A 15,086-nucleotide genomic window follows, 5' to 3' on the forward strand; every position below is an offset into this window, starting at 1 on the left:
ACCGCCACGCAATGGCGGGCTGCACGGGTGCGCAACAGCTAACGACGTATCCCCAAGCCCCGCCAGCCATGGCCGGGGTTTTTTATTTCTCCGTGCCCGCCGGCAATTTCATTACGGAGAAGACCTATGCCAACTATCCCCGCACCGCGCAGCGCCCTGCTGGTTATCGACATGCAAGTCGGCCTGTTCGCCTCGCCGGACGATCCGCCGTTCGCCGCCGAAACCCTTCTGGCGAAGACCCATGCGTTGATACGCGCCGCACGCGTGGCGAATGCGCTCGTGGTGTTTATTCGCCACACCGGCCCGGCAGGTTCACCTATCGCCGTAAACAGTCCGCTGTGGCAAGTTCACCCCGATCTCGACACCGATGCGCAAGCCGACTGGTTCATCGATAAAACCCATCCCAGCTGTTTTTACCGGACTGGCCTGGCGGAGCGGCTTAAGCAAGCCGGCATCGGTCGGTTGGTGATTTCGGGAATGAAAACGCAATACTGCGTAGACACCGCGTGTCGGCGCGGCGCGGAGTTGGGATTTGACCTGGTGTTGGCCGCCGATGCCCATAGCTGTTCGGACACGGCGGCGCTCGGCGCCGACGCCATTATCCGTCACCATAACCAGACCCTGTCGGGGCCGTTCGTGACGCTGGCGCTGGCGGAAGAGGTGAAATTCTAAAACACGCGCGATTTGCCTGTCAGGCCGGGCCAACGCCCGGCCTCCTCAGCGGCAAACCTTGTCGCGGCGCGGCTTTTTCGGCGCCAGCAGATACTCCACCACGCTTTCGTCGACGCAGCTGTCGATGCCGTTCAGCGCCAACGTATGTCCGTCGCGTTCGCGGGTGATCAGCGGGCTTTTAAAGGCCGAGGCCATCACCTGGGCATTGCGGTACGGCGTGGTTGGATCGTAGCGCTGGGCGACGAACAGCAGCGGCGGCAGCGCGGCGGACGCCACCGGCATGTGCGGCCGATCTTTGCCGCGGTACGGCCACAGGTCGCACATTTCCAGCGGATACTCGTGCAGCGGCAGATAGTGGGCATATAAAGCGGCGGTATTAATCTCCTGCCGCTGCCTGCGCAACAGCTGCGGATCGGCCGTTGGGTTGGCGACGTCGGCGCAGGTGATGACGTTCAGGGCATCATCGGCATCCGGAGAATAGCTTTCGTCGATCAGATCGGAAACCTGTTGCCCGGCGATGCCGGCATCGAGCTGGCGCAGTACGGTGGCCAGTTCATGCCAGCGCTCCGGCCACAACAGCAGCGAACGCGTCACCGTCAGCACATCGTCGGCGGAGATCTCATAGCCCGCCGCAGTGACGAACGGCTGCTCATGCAGCTTGCGCAGCAAAGCATGATAACGCTGAAGCGCCTGATTGGCGCCGCCGCCAAGCTGGCAGCTGTCGGTTTTTCCGCAATAGGCGGCGAAACGCAGGAAACTTTGCTGGAAGCCTCGCTCCTGATTCATGCGCTGGGTGAAATCGTCCTCCGCCAGATCCACCACCCCGTCCAGCACCAGCGCGCGCGTTTTCTTCGGAAAACGTTCGGCATACAGCGCCGCCACCTTGGTGCCGTAAGAGTACGCCACCGCCGTCAGCCCCGGTTCGCCCAGCGCATGGCGGATCGCGTTCAGATCGTTGACCGCCTCGTCGGTGCCGATGTGTTGCAGCACGTCCGCGCCGGTCTGTTTGATGCAGGCGGCGATCAGGGTGCGCGTCTGGTTCTCCGCGCCGGCCACGTCGTTGTCGTCCGGTTCAGGGAGTTCGTCACCTTCGGCCACCTGGCAGGAAATTTTTGGCGTCGATTGACCGACGCCGCGCGGATCGTAACCGATGATGTCGTAGGATTTACGCAGTTTGGCGACGTGGGCGTCGTTGCCGAGATAAGGATTGATCCCCGGCAGGCCCGGCCCGCCGCTGATCACCACGACGCTGCCCTTTTTCGGCCCGGTGGCGGGCAGCAGGGTCAGCGCCAGACGCACGGTCGGTTCCCCCGCCTGCGCCGAATGGGCGGGAGGCGTAGCGTAAACCAACGGCACGTCGAGGTAGCCGCAGCGCAGCCCCGCCTGCGGCGCTTCATCGAACCAACGCTGAAAGCCGCTGTTGAGACAAGATTGCCAACGAACGCCGTTCTCGGGCGCCGCGCCGTGAGCCGCAGGTTTGGCCTGGGCGGGCAACGCGGCGGCGGTCGCGGCGAGCAGCGCCAGAATACGCAGTACTGACATGGGGAGTCCTTTCAACTCAACGAATCGGTCAAAGGGTAACGATACTCGGTTAAACCGCTAGCCAATAGAACATAAAAAAATGCGCGGGTGAAGCCGACGTCGTGCGTATGGAAAGACTTTTCTTTGCTCGGATTGATCTTATAACGCACAGAATGCTGCAAAAAACGCCGTTCACCTGCTAGGCTTAGAGTTCGTTAACCCACAAGGAACAGGAGAGCAGCATGTTTGGTAAAGCGGAAGACAAAGCCAATGAAGCCGCAGGCGCGGTAGAAGAAGCGTTCGGTAAAGCCGTCGATTCGCCGGAGCATCAGGTGCGCGGCGCGGCGCGCAAGTACGCCTCCCAGGCCAGCTATGCCGCCCGTGACGCAGCGGACAGCGTAAGAACGCAGGTGGAAGCCAACCCGCTGGCCGGCGTGGCCGTTGCGGCGGCAGTCGGCATCGTTTTCGGCTTCCTGCTGGGACGCAAATAAGCGGCGAATGCGCCCTACGACAATAGGCCCGTTACGGGCCTTTTTTTCGCCCTTTTCTGCGCCGGCGCCGTTGTGCGTGCAAACTTTCATCTATCACAACCATCGCTTAAAAAAACCAACGCCTTCAACTACGATTAGTTTGTGACCAGAGCAAGGCTCTGCGATCCGGCGGATAACCCTATGAGGATTATCATCATTATCCATGCTGTTTAAGCCGCTCTCTTTCACGCGGCTAAGAAAGGTTGATTATGGCTCGCACCACCCCTATCGAACGTTACCGCAATATCGGCATATCCGCGCATATCGATGCCGGCAAAACCACCACCACCGAGCGGATTCTGTTTTACACCGGGGTCAGCCACAAGCTGGGCGAAGTGCATGACGGCGCGGCGACCATGGACTGGATGGCGCAGGAACAAGAGCGCGGCATCACCATCACCTCGGCGGCCACTACCTGCTTCTGGAACGGCATGCAGCATAATTATCCGCAGCACCGCATCAATATCATCGACACCCCCGGGCACGTCGATTTCACCATTGAAGTGGAGCGCTCGATGCGCGTGCTGGACGGCGCCGTCATGGTCTATGACTCGGTGGGCGGCGTCCAGCCGCAGTCGGAAACCGTCTGGCGCCAGGCCAACAAATACAAAGTGCCGCGGCTGGCGTTCGTCAACAAGATGGACCGCATCGGCGCGGACTTTTTCCGCGTGCGCAAAATGATGATCGAGCGCCTCAAAGCCAACCCGGTGCCGATCGTTATTCCTATCGGCGCCGAAGACCGCTTCAGCGGCGTGGTGGATCTGGTGCGGATGAAAGCCATTCTGTGGGACGAAGCCTCGCAGGGCATGAACTTCAGTTTCGAAGAGATCCCGGCCGACCTGCGCGAATCGGCGCAGGAGTGGCGTGAAAACATGATTGAAGCGGCCGCCGAAGCGTCGGAAGAACTGATGGAGAAATACCTCAATCAGGTGCCGCTGAGCGAAGAGGAGATCGTTCACGGGCTGCGGGTACGCACCGTCGCCGGCGAAATCCAACCGATGCTGTGCGGATCGGCGTTCCGCAACAAAGGCGTGCAGCGCATGCTGGACGCGGTGATCGAGCTGATGCCCTCGCCGCTCGACGTGCCGCCGATGGAGGGCCACGGCGAACACGATGAAATCATCACTCGCAAAGCCGACGACAACGAAAAATTCTCGGCGCTGGCGTTTAAGCTGATGACCGACCCGTTCGTCGGCCAACTCACCTTCGTGCGCGTCTATTCCGGGGTGCTGGCCAAAGGCAGCAGCGTTTATAACCCAATCAAGGGCAAAAAGGAGCGTATCGGCCGCATCGTGCAGATGCACGCCAACGATCGTAAGGACATCGACGAACTGCACGCCGGCGACATTGCCGCCTGCGTCGGCCTGAAGGACGTCACCACCGGCGATACGCTGTGCGATCCCGGCGCCATCATTACGCTGGAGCGCATGACCTTCCCCGAACCGGTGATCGCCCAGGCGATCGAGCCGAAGACCAAGGGCGACCAGGAGAAAATGGGCATCGCGCTGCAGCGGCTCTCTTCGGAAGATCCGTCGTTCCGCGTGCGCACCGATGAAGAATCCGGCCAAACCATTATCTACGGCATGGGCGAGCTGCACCTGGAGATTATCGTCGATCGCATGCGCCGCGAGTTCGGGGTGGAGACCACCACCGGCAAACCGCAGGTGTCTTACCGCGAAACCATCCGCAAACGGGTGGCCAACGTGGAAGGCAAGTTCGTGCGCCAATCCGGCGGTAAAGGGCAATACGGCCACGTGGTGCTGACCGTCGAGCCGAACGAACCCGGCAAAGGCTTCGAGTTCTTCGATGAGATCAAGGGCGGCGTCATTCCCGGCGAGTTTATCCCGGCGGTGAAAAAAGGCGTGCTCGAGGCGCTGAATAACGGCGTGCTGGCCGGTTATCAGGTGGTGGACGTCAAGGTGCACCTGACCTTCGGTTCTTACCATGACGTCGACTCGTCGGAACAGGCGTTCCGCATGGCGGCGATCTTCGGCTTCAAGGACGCCTGCCGCCTGGCGGATCCGGTGATCCTTGAGCCGATCATGTCGGTGGAAGTAGAAACGCCGGAGGATTATGCCGGCAACGTGATGGGCGATCTCTCCTCACGCCGCGGTCTGGTGCAGGGTATGGAAGATATCCCGGGCGGCGGCGGCAAGGAAATTCGCGCCAAGGTGCCGCTGTCCGAGATGTTCGGCTACTCGACCACCCTGCGTTCGATGTCGCAGGGCCGCGCCACCTACACCATGGAATTCAGCCACTACGCCGAAGCGCCGCGCAACGTGGCCGAAGAGATCATTCACCACAGCAAGCGTTAACCCTCACGCCCGCCGCCACGGCGGGCGTCACCTCGGCTTGTCCTCCAGCGCCACCACCACTGGCTGCGGTTTGATGCGCATGGCGTACACCACGCCGGCGATCAGACAGACGATGCCCGCCAGCGTCAGCAGCGGCGGCCAGGCCTGGCGCAACAGAAAGGTATACGCCAACCCCGCCAGAATTTCGAACACGATGAGCGGCCCCACCAACACCGTCGGCAGCCGCTGGCTGGCTTCGTTCCAGCACAGCGCCCCCAGCCAGGAGCAGAACACGCCGATGATCAGCATCAGAGGGATAAACACCTCAGGGCGCGGGCCGAACGGCAAGGCGAACGCCGGCTCGCTCAGCGCCAACTGACCGCAGACCGCCAGATAGCCCAGCAGCGCCAGCGGCAGCGTCACCAGCCCTTGGGCCGTGGCCCAGGTGGCCGGACGCTGCGTCGGATTCTCCCGCAGCCAGCGTGAATTGCGCAGCGGGAACCAGGTCCAGCACGCCACCGCCAACACGGCCAGCCCAAGACCGCTGAGATAGCGCCAGCCGTCGATCGGCACCGCATTGCCGCGCAGCTCGGCGACGTTCACACACGCCAATCCACAGACGATCAACAGCAGTGCGGGCGCCAGTTTGCCCCAGGCCAGGCGCCCGTCGTGCCGGCCGTAAAACAGATTGGCGCAAATGGCGATCACGACCGGCAAGGTGCCAATGATCATGGTCGACACCGGCGCACCGGTGCGCTGAATGGCGCTGGCCAGGCACAGGTAGTACAGCAGATTGCCGATAGCCGTCAGCTTGAGCGCTTCCCACCAATCCTGGCGCTGCAGCTTACGCAGGCGGCGACGATCGAACCACGCCAGCGGCAAGGCGATCAGCCCGAAGGCCAGATAGCGCCCGGTGGACTGCAGCGCGGCGGGATAGTCCGGTACCAGCAACGGACCGACGAAAATCAATCCCCACATCAGCCCGGCGGCCAGGGCAAACACAACGCCAATGAACATAACAACTCCGACAAACGGCCGGTGCGGCCAACCCGCCCGACAAGACAGCGGCAGAGTAACGAAAACGCGGGGAGGAATTATTGTAGCAGGTTGCTGTTTTAGCCCAATTTCACCTGTTTCTGGAAACGCACTGGCGTGACGCCGTAACGGTTGGCGAAGGCGCGCGTCAGGTGCGCCTGATCGGTCAGCCCCGCCGCCGCCGCCACCTGTGCGGCGGGCATGCCGCGCTCCAGCATGCGTTTGGCCTGCGACAGCCGGATCGCCATCAGCATCTGCTGCGGCGAGACGTGATATTCGGCCTTGAACTTGCGCAGGAAATGGTACGGGCTGAGCGACACCAGCTCGGCCAGTTGGTTGAGCGTTATAGCCTCGGCGAAGTTATCGTGCAGGTAGCTTTTCACCACCTCGAAACGGTGTGCCGCCTCGGCTTTCTCCCGGCGCCCTGTGCGGATGTGCGGTTGCAGCAACGCCACCGCTTCCAACAGCAGGCCGTCGAGCATAAGCGGATCGTCGGTTTGCCACAGCGCGGCGAGAATGGCGGACAGGCGCTGCGCCGCCCGCGGATCGTGGCGCACCGCATCGGTAAACCACTGGCTCCGATCGCCGGACAGCTGCTCCAGCGCCTCGGGCGCCAGATAGAGCATGCGATAACACCAGCCGCCCGGCGTTTCAGCTTCGCCGGTATGCAGCTCGTCAGGATTCATCAGCACCAGCGCGCCCGGCGCCGCCAGGTGCTGTGCCCCGCGATAGCGGAAGCGCTCCGCCCCGGTGTCCACGGTGCCGATGGCGAAGGCGTCGTGGGTATGCGGCTCGAAGGCATAGCGTTCGATATGCGCCTGATAGAGTTCGACGCCGGGCAGATGCGACAAATGCCGGAACTGCGCGCAGTCCTTCTCGAACGGAAACTGTTGTGGAACCCCTTGCACCCGACCTCCTCATCCGTGCTGACAATCTGCTCAGCATAGCCAAAACATCGCCGGTTGAGTAGCCGCCCTGGTCCTTTCGTGCCCCTCGCCTGGACGATCGGCGCCATTCGGCGTAGGGTTAAGGTCCCTGTCCCTTTCAGACGGGCCGCATCGCGAAGCTCATCGGCCCCTGACACTCCGCAAACAAGAGGCAACAATGTATCCGGATACTCAACTGTATATCGATGGACAATGGCGCAGCGCGCTGGCCGGAAAAACCCTGCCGGTCTCCAACCCCGCTACCGACGAGATCATCGGTCAAGTGGCGCACGCCGCCGCAGAGGATCTCGATCTGGCGCTGGCCGCCACTGAACGCGGGTTTAACGTTTGGCGAAACACCGCCGCACACCAGCGCGCCAACCTGATGCGCAAAGCCGCTGCGCTGCTGCGCGAACGCGCCGACGCCGTCGCCGCCATCATGACGCAGGAACAGGGTAAGCCGGTGGCGCAGGCCAAAATCGAAATTCTCAACGCCGCCGACGTGATCGAGTGGTTCGCCGGCGAAGCCACCCGCACCTACGGGCAGATTATTCCGTCCCGCGCTCGCGACGTGCAGCAGCAAACCCTGAAACTGCCGGTCGGCCCGGTGGCCGCCTTCACGCCGTGGAACTTCCCGATCAACCAGATCGTGCGCAAGCTGTCCGCCGCGCTGGCGGCGGGTTGTTCAATCATCGTCAAAGGCCCGGAAGAAACGCCGGCCTCACCGGCTGAGCTGATCAAAGCCTTCGCCGACGCCGGCATTCCGGCCGGGGTGATCGCGCTGGTGTACGGCACCCCGGCGGAAATCTCGGAATACCTGATCCCGCATCCGACCATTCGCAAGATCTCCTTCACCGGCTCCACCCGCGTGGGCAAACATCTGGCTGCGCTGGCCGGCCAGCATATGAAAAAGGCCACCATGGAGCTGGGCGGCCACGCGCCGGTGCTGATCTTCGACGACGCCGATCTCGACGCGGCGGCCAAAGAGCTGGCGCAATCCAAGTTCCGCAACGCCGGCCAGGTCTGTATCGCCCCGACCCGCTTCCTGATCCAGCAAGGCGTTTATGAGGCCTTCGTGGAGAAATTCACCGCCGCGGTGCGTGAACTCAAGCTCGGCAACGGGCTGGAAGACGGCGTGACGATGGGGCCGATGGTGCTGGGCCGCAGCGTCGACAATATCGAGGCGCTGGTGCAAGACGCTATCGCCCACGGGGCGAAGGCCAGCACCGGCGGCAAACGCGTGGCGGGCAAAGGCAACTTCTTCGAGCCGACGGTGCTGCGTGACGTGCCGCTGAGCGCGCGCGCCATGTTGGAAGAGCCGTTTGGCCCGGTCGCCCTGCTACGCCCGTTCGCCACCTACGACGAGGCGATCGCCGAAGCCAATCGCCTGCCGTACGGGCTGGCCGCCTACGCTTACAGCCGCAACATCGCCACCGTCAATGCGCTGGGGCGCGACGTGGAGAGCGGCATGCTGAGCATCAACCACATCGGTTTCGGCCTGCCGGAAACGCCGTTTGGCGGCGTGAAGGACTCCGGCCACGGCACCGAAGGCGGCAGCGAAGCGATCGAGTCCTACCTGGAAACGCGCTTTGTCACCGTCGCCGGCCGTTAATCGCACGTCGGATGAATAGCCAGAAGCCCCGCAATGCGGGTAATCCTGGTTAGTTAGCGTTTTTCTGAACGTATTTGTGCAGTTTTCGGTCGATAAAGGTGAGATGCGCCATGAAGCTCATACGCTTCGACCGAGCCAGGGGCCGAAGGCGCGGCCCCTGGCAACCCGCGCCTTTGCCCTATCAGACGGTTGGCTTTGCCAACTTCCCTCTCTCCGCCATACCGCATTGAGGCCGGTTGCGACAGGCGTCCCTGCCTGTCTCACCTGAAACCGCCGTCCATGGCGGTTTCTCCTAATGCGCTATGCCTGCGTTCGGCGTCTTCAAGGGCGCCCAACACCCTGCTTATCTCACTATTTTCATTGCCTTTCATAACACAACATCAAACGAATGGGATAAGAATGGTTCATCGCGTCTTAGCGTGAACTTTTTACTCGCGAGCCAGCTCGAACAGGCGCCGCGCCGCCGGGGTCAGCCCCAACATGTGAATGCAGGCATGCACCATGCCCGGCAACCGTTCACAGCGTACCGCCACACCCGCCTCACGCAGCCGCTGCGCATACAGTTCGGCCTCATCGCGCAGCGGATCATATTCGCAGCTCAGGATAGTGGCCGGCGGCAATCCGCGCAGCGTGGCGGCGTGCAGCGGCTCGGCGCTCGGATCGCGTCGCTGGGCCAGGTACTGCTGCCAACAAAACACCATCGCGTCGCGCGTCAAAAAATGCCCCTCGGCGAATTCGCGATAGCTCTTCGTCGCCATTTCGCGGCTGAGCGCCGGGTACAGCAGCAGTTGACGTTCAATGTGCGGACCGCCGCGATCCCGCGCCAACAGCGCGACCGCCGCCGCCAGATTGCCTCCGGCGCTGTCACCACCCACCGCCAGACGGTCAGCGTCAATCCCTAACTGCGGCGCCTGTTGCGCCGCCCAACAGAGCGCCTGATAGACATCTTCCAGCGGCTGTGGAAAAGGAAACTCCGGCGCCAGTCGATAATCGACCGACAGGATTATCCGATCGGTGGCGTTAGCCAGCGCCTGACAGGGCTGGTCATACAGCGACAGCGAACCGAGGCACCAGCCGCCGCCGTGGGCGAACAGCATCGCCGGTTGTGCGGCAGCGCACCTTTCCCCCGCCGGTAGATAGGCGCGCAGCGCAATCCGGTGCCCATCGGTGGCGACCAGCGTAAAATCCCTGACGCCGCCGCTCGGTTGCGGTGCGCCCTGCAGCAGACGCAAACCGCTTTCCGTGGCCGCCCGCATGTCCGCCAACGAAACGGGTAGCGGCGCGTCGGCCGAGGCCGCCAAAAAGGCGGCGATGTGTTCATCAAGCGGCATGTTGCTCTCCCGTCAGGAACGGCGTAATCAGGGCAATAAATTCCTCATGACACTCCTCGGTGATGAAATGGCCGCAGCCGGCGACCGTTTCGCCCCGCAGATCGCGCGCATTGCCCCGTAGCGTCGTCAGCGGCGCGTCGCCGGTGGCGTGCTCCGCTCCCACCGTCAACACCGGCATCGTCAACGGCGTGGCGGCGCGCAGCCGGTTCTGGCGAACGGTCTCCGGGATCGCCCGGTAATAGTCGAATCCGGCGCGCAGGCCGCCCGGCGCCGAATAGGCGGCGATATAGACCTCAGCCGCCACCCGATCGCGCCGATAAGACCAGCGGTTGAAGATATAGCCAAGATACTCCCGCTCGCGCCCCTGGGTCAGGGTCTCCGGCAAATCCGCCAGCTGGTTGAACATGAAATGCCACAGGAAGATATTCTCCTCCGGCGCGACGAAAATCGGCGGCGGCGGCGCCAGACCGGGGATCACCGCCTCCGTCAGTACCAGACGCTCCACCGCCTGCGGGAAATCGCTCGCCATGGCGTAACCGATCCACATGCCGATATCGTGGCCGACCAGTTGGTAACGTTGATGGCCCAGCTGCGCCATCATCGCGTGCAACGCCGCACCGATGCTGCCGGTGTCGTAGCCGCCGGCGGGCTTGTCAGAGTCGCCGATGCCCGGCGGATCGACGGCGATCGCCTGAAAACCGGCCGCCGCCAAGGCGCGCATCACATAACGCCAGGTGTACCAGGTTTGCGGCCAGCCGGGGATCAGCAGCACCGGCCGCCCTTCGCCGGCCACCACGCAGTGAAGGCGCCGGCCGTTGACCTGGGTATAGACGTGTTCCGCCGCGAGATCCTGCAACAGGATCTCGTTTTGACTGTGTTTCATGGGGTTAACTCCCTGTGGGGTCAGGCTCAGCGAATGCCGAGCAATGCATTGATCTGCTGAGGATTGACCGGCGCACCGGCGAAGTCATCAAACACTTTGTCGGTGACACGGATAATGCGCTCGCGAATGAAGGCCGCGCCTTCGCGAGCGCCGTCCTGTGGATTTTTCAGGCAGCACTCCCACTCCAGCGTCGCCCAGCCCGGATAGCCATACTGCGTCAAACGGGAGAAAATGCCGTTGAAATCGACCTGGCCGTCGCCCAGCGAGCGGAAACGGCCGGCGCGATCGATCCAGGATTGATAGCCGCCGTAAATACCCTGCCGACCGGTCGGATTGAACTCGGCGTCCTTGACGTGGAACATGCCGATAACCTCTTTATAGATATCGATAAACTCCAGATAGTTGAGCTGCTGCAGCACCATGTGGCTCGGATCGAACAACACCCGGCAACGCGGATGGTTGCCGACGCGCTGCAGAAACATCTCAAACGTCACGCCGTCGTGCAGATCCTCACTCGGGTGAATTTCATAACACAGATTGATGCCCTGCTCCTCGCAGGCGTCGAGCACCGGCAGCCAGCGTTTGGCGAGCTCGTTGAACGCGGTGTCAATCAATCCTTCAGGGCGCTGCGGGAACGGGAATAGATAGGGCCAGGCCAGCGAACCGGAAAAGGTGCCCAGTTCGCTGAGCCCCAGCCGCGCCGACGCCTTCACCGCCAACAGCATTTGCTGCAGCGCCCACTCGCCGCGGGCCTTGGGATCGCCCTGCAGCTCCGGCGGCGCAAAGCTGTCGCACAGCGCATCGTAAGCCGGGTGCACCGCCATCAGCTGGCCGAAGATATGGCTGGTCAGTTCGCTGACCACCAACCCCTGCTCCGCCAACATGCCGGTCAAATCGTCGCAGTAGGTTTGGCTTTCCGCAGCGGTGGCCACGTCGAATAAACGCCGATCCCAGGCCGGGATCTGCAAGGCGGTAAAACCGGTCCGCGCCGCCCACTCGGCAATGGCGGGCAAGCTGTTGAACGGCGCCGCGTCATCGCTGAATTGCGCGAGATGCAGGCTTGGACCTTTGAGGGTTTTCATCGTAAACTCCTATTGGTTGTCGATTGACAAACAATAGGAGCAAAGCGCGGCGACCGCAAGCGAAATTTATAAAGGCATTGGTATTCCCGTCGATTTAAGCGATCCTATGTCGCTGAATGGCAGGTAAATTGGAGCAGCGAATGGCAGGCAGACCGCGCGAGTTCGATCGCGAACAGGCGCTATTGAAGGCGCGAAACTTATTCTGGCGGCAAGGTTACGAAGGCACTTCGATGTCGGATCTGGTGGCGGAGTTGGGCATCGCTTCCGCACGCATCTACAAAGCGTTCGGCTCCAAAGAGCAGCTGTTCCGCGAGGCGATTGCCTGTTATGAAACCGCCGAAGGGGGCTTCGCCGATCGCGCCTTCGCGACGGAAAGCGGCATTCGCCCGGCGCTCAAACGCCTGCTGGAAGACGCCGTGCGGCTCTATAGCCGGCCCGATCTGCCGCAAGGCTGCATGGTGGTCTCCGCCGCCGCCAGCGTCAGCGCGGAAAACGACGGGCTCAAAGCCTGGCTGGCAGAGCATCGGCTGCAGCGCACGCAGCAGATCGTCGAACGGCTGCGGCAGGCGGTGCAAACCGGCGAATTGCCGGCCGACACCGACGCCGACAGCCTGGGTGACTATTTCGCCGTCTTCTTGCACGGCCTGTCGATTCAGGCGCGTGACGGCGTCACCGAGGCGCGGTTATTGGCGGCGGTAAACGTGGCGCTGACGGCCTTGGGCGACCGCGCCTAATCGATTCTTGAATGCGGTTCAAACTCAGGCGCGTTTTACCTATGGCTGTGGAGGAACTGCGTTTTTGACAAAATCCGCGACGTGGGGATTGATATTTTCCGCCTTGTGAATCAGAGCAACCTGATACGGGATCTGTTCTCCACTAAGCCGACAAAAAGAAACGTTTGCCCAGCCGCTTTTTTGCATGAATTCAGGGACCAGACTGACTCCTAATCCCGAAGCAACAAGGCCGACTATCGTTTCCATCTGTACGGCTCGCTGAACAACCTCAGGAGCAAATCCTGCCTTTTCGCAGGCCTCAATGATAGCGCGATAGAGACCTGGCCCTTCTTGCTCAGGAAACAATACCCACGGCTCCCTGGCCAGGGCAGAAAGCGAAAGAACGCCGCTTGTTCCGGCAGGATGTTTACTCGGCAAAACGGCAATCAGCGGGCAGCTAAAAAATGGATGGCAAGACAGTTTCGGTATGGCGTATTCAGGAACAGGTAAAACCGCAATGCCAATATCAATCGTGTCTTCCAAAAGGCTCGCAACCTGTCGCGCCGTCGTCATTTCTTTCAATTCAAGAACAACCTGCGGACAGGAAAAGTGAAAACGGGCGACCATTTCGGGAAGCAGATGTCTGACGGCGGAAGCGACAAAACCGATGCGCAAAGCCCCCGTCATTCCCTGGCCAGCGCGTCGTGTCAGTAACATCGACCGTTCCATCTGTATGAGCGTCGTAACCGCTTCCTTCTGCAACACTGCCCCGGCGGGAGTCAATGCCGTTATTCGATTGGTTCGCTCAAAAAGCCGGGTGCCCAAAATCTCTTCCATTTGACGGATCGCTTTTGTCAGCGGGGGTTGAGCCATATGCAAACGCTCGGCCGCTTTCCGGACATTCATTGTTTCCGCAACCACAAGAAATTGGCGGAGCTGACGCAGAGTAAGCATGTCGTGATACCTTAAATGTATTAAGAAAGCGCCACAATAGTATTAGACACATCAAGGGGAGCACATGAAGATGCTTCCTGTATATATTCGTGGAGCAGGAATAACAATGAACATACTCAGATCGTTGTCACTGACTTATCGAAACCTAAATACGTTGCTAGCCCTCCTTATCATGTCAGCGCCGTCAACGCAGGCTGCATCAAAAGAAAATGAAATCCCCACACCGGTAAATCGAACAGACAGATACATTTTGCTTGCGGGTGGAGAGCAACTGCACGTCAGGGAAGTCAGCCTGAAATCTGAGGGCAAACCTGTACTGCTGATTCATGGCGCACGGGTTCCCGGCCTGGCCTCTTTTGATTTGCCCGTCAAGGGCGGCTCTTTGGCGGCAGATCTGGCATTAGCCGGTTTTCGGGTATATATCCTCGATCTGCGGGGATATGGGTTATCCAGCCGGCCGGCCGCGATGGACAGCCCTCCTAACCAGTCAGCGCCGTTGATCCGCACTGCGGACGCCATAACCGATATCGATCGCGCCGTGCAGGCTATTCAGGCATGGAGTCGAGCTCCCCGCATTAATATCCTGGGATGGGCGACGGGAGGACACTGGGCGGGCGCTTATGCAACCCAATATCCACAGAATGTGGAACGGCTGGTGCTCTATAACACGCTTTATGGCGGAACCGCCCACCACCCGCTGCTGGGCCAGGGATCGCCGCTGGACGATCCTCAAAATCCCGGGCACTTCAACGCCGCCAAATTTGGCGGCTGGAGCCTCAACACGCGAGACAGTCTGTTTGTCGCCTGGGATAACAGCATTCCCGTGGCGGATAAAACACAGTGGCGAGATGAAACCGTTAAACGCGCTTACGGTGATGCCGCACTGGCATCGGACAACACCTCGCAGCGCAGAACGCCACACAGCTTCCGTGCACCGACCGGTGCAATGGCTGACAGCTTTGAACTGGCGATGGGCAGAAAACAGTGGTCCGCAACAGCCTTAACAACTGTTCCCGTCTTGGTTGTTCGCTCGGAACGGGATTTCTGGAGCCGGCCCGAGGATGTTGACGCCATCATGAAAGATGCCCCTTCAGCCGAAAAGCTGGTCATTCCTGAAGCGACACATTTTGTCCATCTCGATAGAGATAACGCCGGCAGACAACGCTTTCTCCAGGGCGTTGTCAGATTTCTGGCGCCGCCTCAGCCCAACGACGGCACTTAATCCTCCGGCAAATCGACAATCACCAGCGTGCCTTCGCTGCCCGGCAACACGCGGTGCGGCACGCCGGCCGCGGCCTGATACAGCTGACCGGCCCGCACCACCACTTCTTCCCCCGCCACCTGCAGCCGCAGGTGGCCGCTGATCACCAGCAACCCTTCGCTGTAATCATGCACTTCATCCGCAATGCTGCGCGCATCCATGCGCAGCACTTTGATATTGGCCGCACCGACGCGGCCCAGCACGGCAGAGCGCCAGGCCTCAGGCAGTTCGGCCGCCTGCTGGTTTAAATCGAACAGCATCGGAATCCCCCA

The 15,086-nt window shown here is 61.3% G+C and carries 14 protein-coding genes; 6 read left to right on the top strand and 8 right to left on the bottom strand.

Annotated elements, in window-relative coordinates:
* Positions 1 to 126: 126 nt before the first annotated feature.
* The gene (locus ACP3TA_RS18450; protein WP_033650334.1) at positions 127 to 672 is read left to right on the top strand and encodes a cysteine hydrolase family protein; all 546 of its coding nucleotides are present in this window, start codon (positions 127 to 129) and stop codon (positions 670 to 672) included.
* A gap of 45 nt (positions 673 to 717) precedes the next feature.
* On the opposite strand, the gene ACP3TA_RS18455 is transcribed toward ACP3TA_RS18450, so the two are convergent.
* Positions 718 to 2,214: an alpha/beta hydrolase gene (locus tag ACP3TA_RS18455; protein ID WP_033643169.1), complete on the bottom strand. Its 1,497-nt coding sequence runs from the start codon at positions 2,212 to 2,214 to the stop codon at positions 718 to 720.
* A 221-nt stretch (positions 2,215 to 2,435) separates the two neighbouring features.
* Between ACP3TA_RS18455 and ACP3TA_RS18460 the strand changes: the two genes are divergently transcribed.
* A complete protein-coding gene (locus ACP3TA_RS18460) occupies positions 2,436 to 2,684 on the top strand; it encodes a glycine zipper domain-containing protein (protein WP_004938127.1) in 249 nt (82 codons plus the stop codon).
* Between the two features lie 248 nt (positions 2,685 to 2,932).
* The gene (fusA, locus tag ACP3TA_RS18465; RefSeq protein WP_426784395.1) at positions 2,933 to 5,038 is read left to right on the top strand and encodes an elongation factor G; all 2,106 of its coding nucleotides are present in this window, start codon (positions 2,933 to 2,935) and stop codon (positions 5,036 to 5,038) included.
* A gap of 27 nt (positions 5,039 to 5,065) precedes the next feature.
* Here the strand turns inward: fusA and ACP3TA_RS18470 are convergent, their stop codons facing one another.
* The gene (locus ACP3TA_RS18470; RefSeq protein WP_096242278.1) at positions 5,066 to 6,034 is read right to left on the bottom strand and encodes a DMT family transporter; all 969 of its coding nucleotides are present in this window, start codon (positions 6,032 to 6,034) and stop codon (positions 5,066 to 5,068) included.
* A gap of 98 nt (positions 6,035 to 6,132) precedes the next feature.
* Positions 6,133 to 6,960: an AraC family transcriptional regulator gene (locus ACP3TA_RS18475; RefSeq protein ID WP_046687100.1), complete on the bottom strand. Its 828-nt coding sequence runs from the start codon at positions 6,958 to 6,960 to the stop codon at positions 6,133 to 6,135.
* Between the two features lie 196 nt (positions 6,961 to 7,156).
* Here ACP3TA_RS18475 and ACP3TA_RS18480 point away from each other — a divergent pair, with 196 nt between their 5' ends.
* Complete coding sequence (locus ACP3TA_RS18480) at positions 7,157 to 8,590, top strand: NAD-dependent succinate-semialdehyde dehydrogenase (RefSeq protein WP_206195951.1); 1,434 nt, start codon at positions 7,157 to 7,159, stop codon at positions 8,588 to 8,590.
* 428 nt (positions 8,591 to 9,018) lie between these two features.
* Here the strand turns inward: ACP3TA_RS18480 and ACP3TA_RS18485 are convergent, their stop codons facing one another.
* From ACP3TA_RS18485 to ACP3TA_RS18495, 3 genes are read right to left on the bottom strand one after another with little or no spacing between them, the layout of a single operon-like run.
* Positions 9,019 to 9,921, bottom strand: a complete 903-nt coding sequence (locus ACP3TA_RS18485) for an alpha/beta hydrolase (protein WP_198810453.1) — start codon at positions 9,919 to 9,921, stop codon at positions 9,019 to 9,021.
* Entirely contained in the window at positions 9,911 to 10,804 is an 894-nt protein-coding gene (locus tag ACP3TA_RS18490) for an alpha/beta fold hydrolase (protein WP_042784598.1), read from the bottom strand. The genes ACP3TA_RS18485 and ACP3TA_RS18490 overlap by 11 nt, the downstream gene beginning before the upstream one ends.
* Before the next feature lie 26 nt (positions 10,805 to 10,830).
* Positions 10,831 to 11,886, bottom strand: a complete 1,056-nt coding sequence (locus tag ACP3TA_RS18495) for a sugar phosphate isomerase/epimerase family protein (RefSeq protein WP_198810449.1) — start codon at positions 11,884 to 11,886, stop codon at positions 10,831 to 10,833.
* 140 nt (positions 11,887 to 12,026) lie between these two features.
* Between ACP3TA_RS18495 and ACP3TA_RS18500 the strand changes: the two genes are divergently transcribed.
* Positions 12,027 to 12,620, top strand: coding sequence for a TetR/AcrR family transcriptional regulator (locus tag ACP3TA_RS18500; protein WP_033643177.1), 594 nt, complete (start codon positions 12,027 to 12,029; stop codon positions 12,618 to 12,620).
* 39 nt (positions 12,621 to 12,659) lie between these two features.
* On the opposite strand, the gene ACP3TA_RS18505 is transcribed toward ACP3TA_RS18500, so the two are convergent.
* Entirely contained in the window at positions 12,660 to 13,553 is an 894-nt protein-coding gene (locus tag ACP3TA_RS18505; RefSeq protein WP_089194795.1) for a LysR family transcriptional regulator, read from the bottom strand.
* 64 nt (positions 13,554 to 13,617) lie between these two features.
* Between ACP3TA_RS18505 and ACP3TA_RS18510 the strand changes: the two genes are divergently transcribed.
* Positions 13,618 to 14,775 (top strand): alpha/beta fold hydrolase, encoded by a 1,158-nt coding sequence (locus ACP3TA_RS18510; RefSeq protein WP_206195950.1) that lies wholly within the window; start codon positions 13,618 to 13,620, stop codon positions 14,773 to 14,775.
* Here ACP3TA_RS18510 and ACP3TA_RS18515 read toward each other — a convergent pair.
* Positions 14,772 to 15,074 carry a cupin domain-containing protein gene (locus ACP3TA_RS18515; protein WP_047026060.1) on the bottom strand — a complete coding sequence of 101 codons (303 nt, stop codon included), beginning with the start codon at positions 15,072 to 15,074 and terminating at the stop codon, positions 14,772 to 14,774. The genes ACP3TA_RS18510 and ACP3TA_RS18515 overlap by 4 nt on opposite strands.
* Positions 15,075 to 15,086: the final 12 nt, after the last annotated feature.

The organism is Serratia sp. 2C06, assembly GCF_050037615.1.
Classification (GTDB): Bacteria; Pseudomonadota; Gammaproteobacteria; order Enterobacterales; family Enterobacteriaceae; genus Serratia; species Serratia ureilytica.

Coding starts and splice junctions, on each gene's coding strand:
- ACP3TA_RS18450 (WP_033650334.1), top strand. CDS start 127: ATGCCAACTATCCCCGCACCGCGCAGCGCCCTGCTGGTTATCGACATG.
- ACP3TA_RS18455 (WP_033643169.1), bottom strand. CDS start 2,214: ATGTCAGTACTGCGTATTCTGGCGCTGCTCGCCGCGACCGCCGCCGCG.
- ACP3TA_RS18485 (WP_198810453.1), bottom strand. CDS start 9,921: ATGCCGCTTGATGAACACATCGCCGCCTTTTTGGCGGCCTCGGCCGAC.
- ACP3TA_RS18460 (WP_004938127.1), top strand. CDS start 2,436: ATGTTTGGTAAAGCGGAAGACAAAGCCAATGAAGCCGCAGGCGCGGTA.
- ACP3TA_RS18470 (WP_096242278.1), bottom strand. CDS start 6,034: ATGTTCATTGGCGTTGTGTTTGCCCTGGCCGCCGGGCTGATGTGGGGA.
- ACP3TA_RS18495 (WP_198810449.1), bottom strand. CDS start 11,886: ATGAAAACCCTCAAAGGTCCAAGCCTGCATCTCGCGCAATTCAGCGAT.
- ACP3TA_RS18515 (WP_047026060.1), bottom strand. CDS start 15,074: ATGCTGTTCGATTTAAACCAGCAGGCGGCCGAACTGCCTGAGGCCTGG.
- ACP3TA_RS18510 (WP_206195950.1), top strand. CDS start 13,618: ATGAAGATGCTTCCTGTATATATTCGTGGAGCAGGAATAACAATGAAC.
- ACP3TA_RS18500 (WP_033643177.1), top strand. CDS start 12,027: ATGGCAGGCAGACCGCGCGAGTTCGATCGCGAACAGGCGCTATTGAAG.
- ACP3TA_RS18505 (WP_089194795.1), bottom strand. CDS start 13,553: ATGCTTACTCTGCGTCAGCTCCGCCAATTTCTTGTGGTTGCGGAAACA.
- ACP3TA_RS18490 (WP_042784598.1), bottom strand. CDS start 10,804: ATGAAACACAGTCAAAACGAGATCCTGTTGCAGGATCTCGCGGCGGAA.
- ACP3TA_RS18480 (WP_206195951.1), top strand. CDS start 7,157: ATGTATCCGGATACTCAACTGTATATCGATGGACAATGGCGCAGCGCG.
- fusA (WP_426784395.1), top strand. CDS start 2,933: ATGGCTCGCACCACCCCTATCGAACGTTACCGCAATATCGGCATATCC.